We start from the raw sequence: 12,256 nt of genomic DNA, 5'->3' as shown, positions 1-12,256 counted from the left end.
CGTTTAAAACATAAATTGGCTGGCACTCATTATTAAATTCGCTACAATTCCTGCAACAAGACCACCTATTGTATGGGCTAAAATTGCTTTATTTGTAAGGTCCCTAGCTTCCAAAGCATCCATCATGGCAACATGGGTTGAAAGATATCCGCTCCAACACATACCCATGGCTGTAAATACTGCAATTTCCCTTGCTCCAATAAGCCCCTGCTGTAAAAGTTTTGGAACAAGCCCAATTGCAGCTCCAACCGCCCCAAGGGCAGTTATAGGAAAGGCTATTGACTCTGGGCTTTTAAATCCTAAAAGGGGTTTTAATATAAAGCTTAACTTTTCTCCTATCCAAGTTAAAACTGGAACTCCTTCATAGGCTGCTCCTGTATATACCCCATCCTTTGGTCCGTTTATAAGCATCATAACAAGGGTGCATATTACTATAACCCCCGGAATTATTGAAAGTCCCATTTCAACTCCTGCTTTTCCACCATCTAAAACAGCTTCAAGGGCCCTTTGGAAGGTGCTTCCACTTCTTATTTCCCTATACTCCGTTATATCAAACTCTGCTTCACCCTCTAAGGCTTTTTCTTCTATGCCATATTTTTTCTTTGTAAAATACATCATAATTCTAACACTTACTATACTTCCTATTATAGCACCTATATTACCAACTATTGCAGCAAAAACAAAACTTTGCCCCTTTGGAGCCTGAGCTATCATAAAGGTTGTTACTATAAGCCCCATACCAAAGGCTGTTCCAAGGTTTGTAAGGGCAGGTACTTGATATTTTTTAAAATATCTTCTAAATCCCTTGTCCTTTGCAAGGGTAATTATAGCAGGATTATCGGAAAGATATGTAGTTAAAACCCCTATGCTTGCTGCACCAGGCATATCATATAAAGGCTTCATAAGGGGAGATAATATTCTGTTTATAAGCGCCACAACTCCAAACTCTGTAAGCAAAGCCCCAAAGGCCCCAGCTAAAACTGCAATGGCCATTATGAAAAATACCGTATTTAATAAAAGGTCGTGGGCTGTCTTCATCATAGTGCTAAACATATTAGCAAGCCCCATAGTTTTTGCTAAAAAGCCAAAAAATAAAATTATGATTCCAAGAAAAATAAAGGACTCCTTATTTATAGCCTTTACCACCTTCTTTTGCATGCTATCCCTCCTATCCATTTTAAAAACTAGTTAGGGTAGGATACCCTACCCTAACTAAATTAATAGCTTAAGTTTATTCTGTAAACTTTTTCTACAACAGCACCATTTTCTTTTCTCTTTACTATAAATCTTAACCTATAGCTTCCAGGAAGGTTGATAACTGATCCATTTGTAATTTCAACTTCCTGTCCACCATTTCTTGATATAAAGGCTTTAACTTCGTTATCATCGTTCCAAGTTAAATTTATAGAATTACTTGCAACATATTCTGTGTTAGTATCAAGGGTATCGCTATTAGCATAAGCTTCAAAGCTTGGAAGAGTTCTATCAATTTCAAATTCTATTTCTTCTGTTTTAGACTTTCCAGTTGACTTTTTAGTGGTTGTAACTTTTATTTTATAGGTTCCATTTAACTTTCTATCATCTGTTATATTTGTAGCACTCTTTATATACTCAACCACATTCATCCCCATAAAGTATGGTATAGGAATTCCTCCATCCTTTATTATAACAGCACTTCTTGTAAATTTATTGCTATCAAAACCATCCCACGTTACCTTGGCTTCATAATATTTTTGAAGGCCTGTATCTCCCCATGGCGTTGCAATCTTTATGTTGGCTGAAGGAATCTCTGAATTATCTATTGTAAACTTAAACTCTTTTGTAATCTTTGCTCCTTCAACTGTAGCTTCAACATAAACAGTGTGTAATCCTTCTTCGGAAATAGCAATATTATTATAATTGCTCTTAATTATTCCATCTACTTTTACTGAAGAAATTTTAGCACTGCTTGGTAAATTGTTATTTAATGCTACACTAATATTAACAACTCCTTCAACAACGCTTCCTTCAGAGATTGTATTTCCATTATTAGTAGCAGTAACAATTATAGGATTTTCCACAAATGGCACAAAGGTATATTTGCTTGGAAGCTTATTTGCATAGGCTTTATACCTTACATATACACCTACTTTACCACTTGTTGCTACATCAGTATAAGGCGCAGAACACATCCTCCAGCTGTCTGTATTTGGATCATAAGTATATTCCATAACTGCATCGGTTCCTAAAATCCTTCTTGAATTAACATCAAAGGCTAAATTTAAAGGCATATCCTGTTTATATAAATACGCTGGTTTTGATAGGCTAGTTCCATCTTGATATTTTACATAAAGCCTTGCTACAGTATCATTTGCATTTACCTTTCCAATAACTCCCATAAAATCATCATATGAAACAGTAAACTTATATAAGTTAGTCTCTCCTTCAACTTGATCTGCTGTAGCCTCATTCCAACTTATTCTACTATCAAGTTCTTTATTATCAAGGCTTATTGTTAAATAAGGCGCAAATCCAAATTTTATATTACTTGAATTTCCTTTATAAACAACCTCAAACTTCTTATCTGCTTCATTATATCCAACGCTTACAATAATTGGAGCTTCAGATGGGTAGTTAATAACCGTTGCCCTGCTTTCTGCCCTATTCGCCCTTTTAACCGTTAAGGCTAAAGTTCCTCCATTGCTATTAAGTTCAAACTTTATGGTTGCAATTCCATTCTTATCAGCCGTTGCCTTTGTAAGGGCTTTTGTCATGTTTTGAGGATCATAAAGGTAAACTATATCTCCACTTTTTAATCCTGTTACCCTTATAAAATCCTGACCCTTATCAGTAGAATTTTCAACATAAATATTCTTTGGATTTATAGACTCTGAATTTAACGCCGCTGCAAAGGATACGCTATTTCCATATCCTACAATTTTACCTTTATATTGATAAATACCATTTTTAACAGAAACTTTATTTAAATCCCAGTTAACCAAAAGCTCCCTTATAGTATTGTCGCTCATTATAGCAGAAACCTTATCCGGCAATACTATACCTGAAGGATCTGATACATTTAAAACAGGCAGAGGATCTATTAAAACAACCTTATCATCAAACTTAATCTTTGCAACAGCCTCTGGCTTTTGATTGTTTGAATTATTCATAGGAATTCTATAAAGCCTGTTTCCTTTTGTATAGTAAATCGAATCCCCTGCTATATTAATATATCCTATGCTATCCTCCACAACCCTTGTTCCATAACCATACATATCAGCCTTATAAAGCCTTCCACCATCATAATAACTTTTATAATAAATTTCATTTAAACTATAAACGTTTACAACAGAAATCTTGTCCCTTACTGGCTTTGTTGAATTTCCACCTTTTTGAGGTATATAGCTTGTTATAGGAATCTCCGATAAGTTTCCACTTTGAATAGAATACTTATAAAGCTTTCCATCTGTTCCTGAGAAAAACAAAGTTCCATCTGATAAAAGGTTTATATACCTTGCGCCAACCCTTGAAAGGGCAGTTTTATTTTTGCCATTTACATCTATTCTATAAAGCCTTCCTTTATCTGAATTGTTAACATAATAAATATAATTTCCAAAAACAGTTAAAAACGAAGCCGAATCACTAGTTATAACCTGTTTTGCTCCAAGCCTTAACCTGCAAATCTTTGCTTTATCGGAATTATTTATATAATAAATATCATCTCCTACAACGTTTATATAAGAGGACATATCGTTGTTCAATCTTTGTCTTCCTGTTCCATCAGTTTTTACCCTATATATTTTTCCTCCATCTGAATAATTGCTGTAATATATATAGTCATCCTGTATGTTTAAATATTTAGCATTATCTTCAACAAGGGGATATTCATCAATTCCTGTTATGCTCTTTTTATATATCTTTCCACCATCTGCAAGATTGCTATAATATATAAAATCATCATCCTGAACAGCAAGCCCTGCATTGCTTAAATTTCCAGGTGTATTGCCTAAAAAACCTGTTGAAGAATAGGATTTTAAAGTAACTGTAAAGGGGATGCTAAAATATGTTTGAGAAGCTAACTTATCTTTAGGAATAGTTACACTACCAGAGCCTAACTCAAGCCCTGCTGCTGTAAATAAATAAATTGTCATATTTAAATTTTCGTTTAAATTTAAAGGTGATATATAAGTATAAGACTCAGTTAGCTTCCTTATATTAGCTTCATTATTTACAGCAAAAGAATAAGCATTTTTAACCCCTTTTATATCTTTAACCCTTACGCTAATAACTTTATACTCAGAAGTTAAACTGCTGCTTATTGTAATATCAGCTACAGCATATCCATAAGAAGTAACATCCTCATTAGCAACATCTTTATAAATTCCTGTGCTATCTGAAATATAAACTTTAACGTTTCCAGATGAATCATAATAAGTCAACTTACTTCCTAATACTTTAGATAGTTGATCCTCTGAAATTACATTTCCACTTTCCATATTTACTATTTTACCTTCATTATCTATAAAATAAATATAGCCTGCATTTTTTATAATCTCTTGATTTACTTCATCAGTATGAGTCTTTACGTATTCAACATCATAAATTTTATTTCCAACTATAATTGAATTTGCAGGAAGCGCAGCTGACACTAAAGGCGTAAAACATAAAAATAAAACTAATAGGGCACTTAAAATCCTTTTCATATACCTAATCCCTCCCCCTTTTAGTTATCGTAAAAAAACAACAAAAATTTATACTTAATTTTTACTTAAAGCTAATTTATAATATAATTAAAAAAGCGAGGGGATACAATGAAAAAGTTAATCATATTAATTTTACTTTTTATAAATTCTACCGTATATGCCTCCTATTTTAAAACTTTTACAAACATAAGTCCAAACAAAATATGGACATTAAAATTTAACACTCAAATTAAATTCTCTAAAGATAGCATAGTTGTAAAAGAAGATAACGGTAAAATAATAAACTGCACCTTTAAAAAAGGTAGCGATGGAAAAAGCATTATAATTTATCCTCCAGATGGGGGGTATGAGCTTAACAAAAAATATATAATAGAAACCAAAAAAAATATAAAATCCCTAGCCGGTAGACCTATAAAACAAGAATATAGAATATTTTTTACAACAATTCCAAAACATAAAGCCATAGTAGACATTAAAATAGGTCAAACCCCTTGGTATAAGGAGATAAAAATAAAGCAAACCTCAATAAATGGAGCTGTAAAGTTTAAATTTGAAAATAGCTCGATTTATTTTAACCTTAATGAAACTGTAAAAATAATAATGCCAGAAGATAACCCAAAAATATACTTTTATAACTCAAAAAACCAACTTTTATACACAGGATATATAAACTTAAAAGAAGAAGCAGAAAATAAAGAAATAGAAATATAAGGTGGGAAAATCCCACCTTATTCTACATCTAAAAGCTCAACATCAACTAAAAATTCTTCAAAATAAGGGTCCTCTAAAATGGAATTTAAAGCTTTAATTTGAGCTATTTGAATATCTTCATAAAACTTTTCATTTTCAAACATATCTGGCAAAATCTTTTTTAAAGTTTCAACCCCTTCATTAAATTTTAATAAAGCTTCAGGGCTATAAAAAGACAAATCATAAAGCCCAAACAATACAAACATATGACTGCTTAAAGTATATTTAGAATTCCTATCAAACATATCATATACACTTTTATTTAAAAGAGGCTTTAAAGAAAGTTTTGCAGCGTTTAAATATTTTTCATCTAACGTTTCTTTATAAAGCCTTATAAATAAAGATATTGCCATCCCTTGAGTCAAGTCGCTTTTCCATTTTTCTTTCATTTCTATATTACCTTCTTTATAATTAAAATCATTTATAAAACTTCCATCCTTTTGCTGATGCAAAATAAGATAATCTGCAGCTGATTTTGCCCCTTTAAAAGCTTCTAAATCTCCATTTTTATAAAACGTAAACTCCTGAAGACCATACTCAGCGCAAAGCAAAGGATTAAACTTTTTTTGGTTTCCTTCATAAACAAAGGGAATACCCTCCATCTTTACATAATTTAAATTTTTAATCCTTTTTATATAATCAAAAAACAAATACTCACCACCGCTATCATAATTAAAATCTTTATCGCTAAAATCAACGTTTGGCATAATCAAACTAAAGGGGCTGTTTAAATAAGTTTTAGCTATCAGCTGCTTAGTTTTAAAGCTGAAACTATATCCTAAAAACTTATTATTAGAATAATCCAAAAAAGCTTCCTTAGGAATATAAACTGTATAAACAGAATCTGGTTTTAAACTTGCCTTTAAAACAACCTCATTTTTAGATAAAGCTATACTAAACCTTTCCCCTTCATTTCCCCTTTTTAAATATATTTTGCTAAAATTTACCCCTTTTCTTATATTTTCACTAAATTTTATCCTTATAGAAACATTTAAATCAACGTTATTTGCTTCATTTGAAGGATAGGTATAGACAACTTTAGGAGGAACTTTATCTTTTATACTACTTAAAATTCTTGTATTCCTTGATTTTGCATTCTTATAATTTTTCCCCTTGCCAAGTAAATCGTATATAGATTTAGTTTTAACATCTTTAGGATAGGCATACTTTAAAAGGTATTCCCTTCCTGCAAATACATCTTGGGTAAAACAAAGCATTATAATTAAAAAAGCCAAAAATCTTTTCACATAAACTCCCCCTATGGTTTGCTACATATATTATATCGTAATTTTTATTTAAAAATAAAGTTTTCCCTAAGCTTATCTAAAGCCCTATCCTTTAGCCTTACAACAGCCATATAGTGGCACCTTTTGTTTTTTGCAATTTCAACTAATGGTTTTCCTTTGAAAAAATGCTCTATTATAACCTCCCTTTGCTTTTTGGTAAGCTTTTTTAAAGCATCATAAAGCCTCTTTATATCCTCCTTTTTAAAATAATCCCCTTCAAGGTCAAAATCCGAAGCAATTATCTCATAAAAGTTTTCCCCATCCTCTGTTACTGCCTCATCTAAACTTTCCATATCTTTAATCTTTCTTGAAAAATCCCTTATAGTGTTTATAACCGCCCTTTTTACATAGGCCTCAAAGGGGACCTTTAAATTTTCATTATAGTTTTCAATACACTTTAAAATAGCAATCCTCCCCTCCTGCATTGCATCTTCAAAATCAGAAAAATTTTTTAAATATATACCGCAGCACTTTTTCAAAAGAGGTTCAAAGGATTTTAAAACCTTCTCCTTATCCATAACATCCCCCTCCCCCTTAAAATTCTAAACAAGGAAGGGGAAAAAACAAAAAGCGGAAAAGCTTTATCCCCTACACTTTTCCGCTTTGAAAAATATTTTTTGGAAGCTGAATGTTATTTTTTCATAAGGAAAATTTTTAAAAGCCAACTGATGTAAAAATCCTTTATAAATTAGCAAGGGCGGGCATCCTAAAATTTGCCCGCCCTAACTATTGACATTGAGTCTTATTTTTTATCTATGATGAATTTCATCATAGCCCAGTTTTTTGGTTGTTTTGGATATTTAAGCTAATTAATATGATATAACAAAAAGTTAAATTTTTCAAGGGGAATTCTTACAATGTATTTTTTTCTAACAATTCCTTTTTGCACTAAAATAGACGATTGTTTCTATGAAAAAGTTCCACAGTTTTAAAAAATTTTTATCAAATTTTTCTTTCCACATATAAAGACTAGAAAGTTATATAAAATGTTCCGAGTTTTTTAGAAAATTTTTCCGACAAATTTAGACAAAAATATTCAGCCTAGGTTGTATATTGCCAATGCACAACCTAGGCTGAATATTACTTAAAACTTATAAAAAACTCCCATTTGTCTTTATAATTTCCTTCAAGCTTATATAAAACCTTTGTGCCTTTATTATCCACAACTGTAATTTCTGCCTCTACTCTATTTCCTGAATATTTTTTTGTGTCTAGTATCATTAAATAGTCATAATTTTTTGTGCTATCTTTCAAAACAACCTTTACTCCATTTTTGTTTATTCCTTCAAATATTTCTTTTATATCAACTGAAGTTAAGTATCTTAAGGTCATGACTTCTTTTTTAAGGTCAACGGCAATTACTGAATCCTTTGCTCCTATTTTTTCTATGATAAGGTTTATAGCTGAAACATAATATTCTGGAACATTTTCATTTTTAGAAACCTTTAAAAGCCTTTTTATAAATTCATCTTCAATGGTGGTTGAAACATTATATAGGTTTCCTTTTTCATCTATTAAGTTTGCAACCTCTTTGTCGTTTATTTTTGCAATATATTTAAAACTAGCAACCCTTTTGTTTCCTGAATAAAAATCAAACACAAAGTCGGGATCAAGATTTGAGTTTATACTTGCCTTATTTGCCCTTATTATTTTATTTTTAAACCTTAAAATTGCTTTTTTATCTATTATGGTATATCTTCCAGCATAGCGGGTGTTTGTTATAACTATTCTTTCTATGTTTTCACTAAGCTCACCTTTTATATCAGGGTTTACCCTCCCACAAGAAGTTAGAAAAAACAAGGATAAAAGTATTAAAAAGCGTCTCACTTAATCCCGTTACAGAAAACTTACAAAACTTTATAAGGTATATATAAAACCTTATAAAGTTTATGTTTCCTTCCTTGTTCATCGTGCCCACTTTCGGTTAACCCTACTTGTGTTTATTTGACACTCCGAAGGCTTAAATTCCCCACTAACGTATGGGTACATAGTGTTATGCTATTGATTTGCCATAATTTTTAAGATTTATACTTGCATTTAAGTCCCTATCTATTTCATATCCACAGTTATCACATACAAAAACCCTTTCTGATAACGATAGATTATCTTTTACACTACTACATCTACTACAAATTTTGCTTGAAGGATAGAATCTATCTGCAAGTATAAACTTAATTCCATTTAAGGCACATTTATATTCCATCTGTCTTTTAAATTCATGGAAAGCTTGTTCTTGTATTGCCTTTGAGAGTTTTCTATTTTTAAGCATTCCACAAGTATTTAAGCTTTCCATTACTACATACTTTGGCTTGGCTCTCACCAAAGATGTAGTTATTTGATGGATATAATTGTGCCTTATATTTTTAAGCCTTCTTCGTGTCTTTAGAACAAGGAATTCTAACTTTTTAATGTTTTTAGTTTTTCTGTAACGGTATTCACCTCCTTCTATTTTAATTTTATTTAGTTCATATTTTTTAGACAATTTCCTTTGCAGTCGTTTAAGCCTCTTTTCAAGTTTTTTTACCTTGCTTGATTTGTTTATATTCTTAAACTTTTGTCCTGTGCTAACTACTGCTAAATCCTTTACTCCTAAATCTATACCAATTCCTTCTGAATATTGGGTATTACCTTGCTGTGTTTCTTCTTCTACTCCTATTGATAACCACCAATTTAAACCATCAAAAGTTATGCGTGGATTAGAGTATTTTATATTTTTACCTATTGGTATTCTTCCTTTTTCAGCCAGTTTAATCCAATTAAATTTTTGTTTATTCTTCTTTTTAGAAGTAGTTAGTTTCTCTAATTTAACATGAGTATCTGTCATAACAATTTTATCTGTGTCTTGATAAAAACTTGGTTTGCTTCTTTTTTTAGACTTAAACTTTGGAAATTTTGCTCTACCTTCAAAGAAATTTTTATATGCTTGACAGGCATCCTTTATCGCTTGTTTTGTAATATTATTTGAATAATCATTAAGCCACTTGTATTCTTCTGTTTGTTTAAGTTGCGTTAATCTCTTTCGTAATGTTTTGTCATCTAAAAATTTTCCACCATTTTTATAGTTATTTTGTTGTTGCTCCAGTGCCCAATTATATGCCCACCTTGCAACACCGGCACATTCAAAGAGTTTTGTTCTTTGTTTATTGTTTGGTAAAAGCATAACTTTGTATGTTTTAATCATTTTCAGTCAGCCCCTTAATCATCTTCTTGGCTTTTGACCTATTAATTTGGCAAACTCAACAATTTTATAATAGTTTTAATAAATATTTTTTAACTGTCTCTTACCCCCCTTAGTCTCTCATAGTTCAATAAAAGTAGTGATAATAAAAATACTATTATGCTTATAAACTGAGAAGTTGAAAAGGGGCCTACATTTCCTCTAAAATCTCCCCTTAAAAATTCTATTAAAAATCTTCCTATGCTGTATAAAAGCATATAAAGGGCTGCAACTTTGCCTTGTTTTCTTTCTTTTTTGGAATAAAGGATTAATATAGTAAAAATTATAAAGTTACCTATGCTGGATATAAGCTGGGTTGGGATAAGTTTTACTCCATTTGGAGCAAAGGGGGAGTTTTTAAAAACAACCCCTATTGGAAGGTCTGTAGGTTTTCCATAGCAACATCCTGCAAAAAAACATCCTAATCTTCCTACACCTTGGGCAAAGGCCATTGATGGAGCTAAAAGGTCAAACATTTTTAAAAAGTTTATTCCTTTAACTTTACAGTATATATACCCTGTTAAAACTCCTCCAATTAAAGCTCCATATACTACAAAACCGCTTGTTAGCATGTATAAAATTTCCTTTGGATTTTTAAATATAGTTTTTGCTTCAGCTATAAAGTAAAGAAGCTTTGCCCCTATAAGCCCTCCTAAAATTCCATAGAAAGATAAATCATATATTATATCTTTTTTTATTCCTATTTTCTCTCCTCTATAAGAAGCTATAATTATTCCTGAAATTATAGCAACCGCCATTAAAAAGCCGTAGGTGTAAATAGTTATAGGACCTATTTTAAAAAGTATGGGATGCATAATTTACCTCCTTAGTAATAAATTTTTTCAACTAAAACAGCAAAAATAAGAATTAATATAGAATAAAGAACTATAAAAACTCCTATCCAAAATCCTTCCCCTTTAAACTCCTCTATGGATTCAAGCTCTGCCCTTTCCGCATAGGGATTGTCAAATATGCTGTAAAATCCAAATAAAGGGTTTTTTCTTCTATACAGGGCAATTTTAGGGTCCTCATCCTTTTTAAAAAAGTAGGGAACAGAAAATATGGAAGAAAAAGCCCCTAAAGCATAAAGAAGGGTATAGGAAAGCTTTAAAAAACTTGTGCCCTTTATAAAAGAAAAGATAAGGGAAACTACTAAAATCAAAACTAAAGATACAAGGCTGTAGATAAAACTTTTCTTTATTCCCTGTAATATAAACCTTCTCATAACCCACCTCTTTTGCAATTTTTCTACCTATAAGTATATATTACAAAACAAAAGGGCACAAGCTTGTGCCCTAAATTATCATTCCAGTCCAAGGATTGTAAACCATAACCCACATGCCTTTATCTTGAAATCCTACCCATCTTCTAAATCCTGTAGCTCCAAAGAAAGGTTGATCCTTTGGGTTGTTTTCTCCTTCTATTCCATAAATAACATAGTCTATTTCTCCATCGTCATCATATTTTATTCCAAAGTAGTAGTATCCACTTTTTCTTGTCCATGTTAGATAATTTATATAAGGATAAGCAAGCAAAAGGTGGTAAATTATGCAGTAATAAGGCATGTATTTAGGTTCAAAATAAGGCCTTTCAAGAGGAATTTTCCACCATCTTGTGTTTTCAAATTCAGTTTCTATTTTAACTTCTTCAAGGTCCTTTAATATATTATGAAATACCTTTGCAAAATCCCCTTCTTTTATTTGTCTTGAAGGTTTTATGTCTTCATCTTCATTTTTAATATCCTCTTTATGCTCTTTTTCTATGTTTTTTATAGCCTCCTTTATGGCTTTTTCGTATTCTTCAAATTTTTTAGCCTCTTGTGTATCTTCTTTTTCCTCCTTCTCCTCTTCTTTTTGTTCTGATTCTTCTCTTTCTAAGTTTAATAATTTTTCCTTCCAGTTTGTATTTTCCCTTCCAACCTGACCTGAAAGTGGGAAAAGGTTTTCTTGTGTTAAAACACAGGCTACGTTAAACCTGTCTATATGGTGCCCGGTATTTGCAATATCATCTTCTCTAAATTCCCACCAAGTCTCTCCCATCCCGTTTTCATTTATGTTTATGTTTCCAAGCTTTGCAACAACAGGAGGATTTTTAGTTGCATCAATAAGGCAAGCAGTATAGGGCCCTTTTTCTACTAAAAGGTTTTGAACATAAAAGGTTACCTTTGACCTTCCATTTTTATTTTCTATTTTTGCATATCCTGTAGGAGGCTTGTCAGATTCAATGGCAAATCCTTTGTCATCTTCTTGGAATATTATAAAATATCTTGAATATGACTTTTTATTAGTCACCCTTTCCCCTCCTAAAAAATTCATCAATAT

10 protein-coding genes are annotated in these 12,256 nt (G+C 31.4%); 1 reads left to right on the top strand and 9 read right to left on the bottom strand.

What is annotated here, in order from left to right:
* Positions 1 to 3 precede the first annotated feature (3 nt).
* Both C4R78_RS00130 and C4R78_RS00125 read right to left on the bottom strand, forming a co-directional pair.
* Entirely contained in the window at positions 4 to 1,158 is a 1,155-nt protein-coding gene (locus C4R78_RS00130; protein WP_242971164.1) for a CD0519/CD1768 family membrane protein, read from the bottom strand.
* 59 nt (positions 1,159 to 1,217) lie between these two features.
* On the bottom strand, positions 1,218 to 4,682 hold the full coding sequence (locus tag C4R78_RS00125) for a DUF5050 domain-containing protein (RefSeq protein ID WP_103895061.1): 3,465 nt from the start codon (positions 4,680 to 4,682) through the stop codon (positions 1,218 to 1,220).
* 108 nt (positions 4,683 to 4,790) lie between these two features.
* Between C4R78_RS00125 and C4R78_RS00120 the strand changes: the two genes are divergently transcribed.
* Positions 4,791 to 5,393 (top strand): Ig-like domain-containing domain, encoded by a 603-nt coding sequence (locus C4R78_RS00120; protein ID WP_103895060.1) that lies wholly within the window; start codon positions 4,791 to 4,793, stop codon positions 5,391 to 5,393.
* A 17-nt stretch (positions 5,394 to 5,410) separates the two neighbouring features.
* Here the strand turns inward: C4R78_RS00120 and C4R78_RS00115 are convergent, their stop codons facing one another.
* From C4R78_RS00115 to C4R78_RS00085, 7 genes are all read right to left on the bottom strand, one after another.
* Positions 5,411 to 6,679, bottom strand: coding sequence for a D-glucuronyl C5-epimerase family protein (locus C4R78_RS00115; RefSeq protein WP_103895059.1), 1,269 nt, complete (start codon positions 6,677 to 6,679; stop codon positions 5,411 to 5,413).
* Between the two features lie 44 nt (positions 6,680 to 6,723).
* Positions 6,724 to 7,236 carry a sigma-70 family RNA polymerase sigma factor gene (locus C4R78_RS00110; protein WP_103895058.1) on the bottom strand — a complete coding sequence of 171 codons (513 nt, stop codon included), beginning with the start codon at positions 7,234 to 7,236 and terminating at the stop codon, positions 6,724 to 6,726.
* Positions 7,237 to 7,798: 562 nt separating this feature from the next.
* Positions 7,799 to 8,545 carry a hypothetical protein gene (locus C4R78_RS00105; RefSeq protein WP_103895057.1) on the bottom strand — a complete coding sequence of 249 codons (747 nt, stop codon included), beginning with the start codon at positions 8,543 to 8,545 and terminating at the stop codon, positions 7,799 to 7,801.
* A 166-nt stretch (positions 8,546 to 8,711) separates the two neighbouring features.
* Positions 8,712 to 9,899 (bottom strand): RNA-guided endonuclease InsQ/TnpB family protein, encoded by a 1,188-nt coding sequence (locus C4R78_RS00100; RefSeq protein ID WP_103895056.1) that lies wholly within the window; start codon positions 9,897 to 9,899, stop codon positions 8,712 to 8,714.
* A gap of 89 nt (positions 9,900 to 9,988) precedes the next feature.
* On the bottom strand, positions 9,989 to 10,750 hold the full coding sequence (lgt, locus tag C4R78_RS00095; RefSeq protein ID WP_103895055.1) for a prolipoprotein diacylglyceryl transferase: 762 nt from the start codon (positions 10,748 to 10,750) through the stop codon (positions 9,989 to 9,991).
* An 11-nt stretch (positions 10,751 to 10,761) separates the two neighbouring features.
* On the bottom strand, positions 10,762 to 11,160 hold the full coding sequence (locus C4R78_RS00090) for a hypothetical protein (RefSeq protein WP_103895054.1): 399 nt from the start codon (positions 11,158 to 11,160) through the stop codon (positions 10,762 to 10,764).
* 70 nt (positions 11,161 to 11,230) lie between these two features.
* A complete protein-coding gene (locus C4R78_RS00085; RefSeq protein WP_103895053.1) occupies positions 11,231 to 12,226 on the bottom strand; it encodes a hypothetical protein in 996 nt (331 codons plus the stop codon).
* Positions 12,227 to 12,256: the final 30 nt, after the last annotated feature.

Source organism: Caloramator fervidus (assembly GCF_900108045.1).
In the GTDB taxonomy this organism is placed as follows: Bacteria; Bacillota; Clostridia; order Clostridiales; family Caloramatoraceae; genus Caloramator; species Caloramator fervidus.
The sequence above is the reverse complement of the archived record's forward strand: the minus strand, read 5'-3'. Positions and strand labels throughout refer to the sequence as shown.

What these genes read in the sequence shown, in the direction of transcription:
- C4R78_RS00100 (WP_103895056.1), bottom strand. Translation starts at nt 9,899, where the DNA reads ATGATTAAAACATACAAAGTTATGCTTTTACCAAACAATAAACAAAGA.
- lgt (WP_103895055.1), bottom strand. Translation starts at nt 10,750, where the DNA reads ATGCATCCCATACTTTTTAAAATAGGTCCTATAACTATTTACACCTAC.
- C4R78_RS00090 (WP_103895054.1), bottom strand. Translation starts at nt 11,160, where the DNA reads ATGAGAAGGTTTATATTACAGGGAATAAAGAAAAGTTTTATCTACAGC.
- C4R78_RS00125 (WP_103895061.1), bottom strand. Translation starts at nt 4,682, where the DNA reads ATGAAAAGGATTTTAAGTGCCCTATTAGTTTTATTTTTATGTTTTACG.
- C4R78_RS00130 (WP_242971164.1), bottom strand. Translation starts at nt 1,158, where the DNA reads ATGCAAAAGAAGGTGGTAAAGGCTATAAATAAGGAGTCCTTTATTTTT.
- C4R78_RS00120 (WP_103895060.1), top strand. Translation starts at nt 4,791, where the DNA reads ATGAAAAAGTTAATCATATTAATTTTACTTTTTATAAATTCTACCGTA.
- C4R78_RS00110 (WP_103895058.1), bottom strand. Translation starts at nt 7,236, where the DNA reads ATGGATAAGGAGAAGGTTTTAAAATCCTTTGAACCTCTTTTGAAAAAG.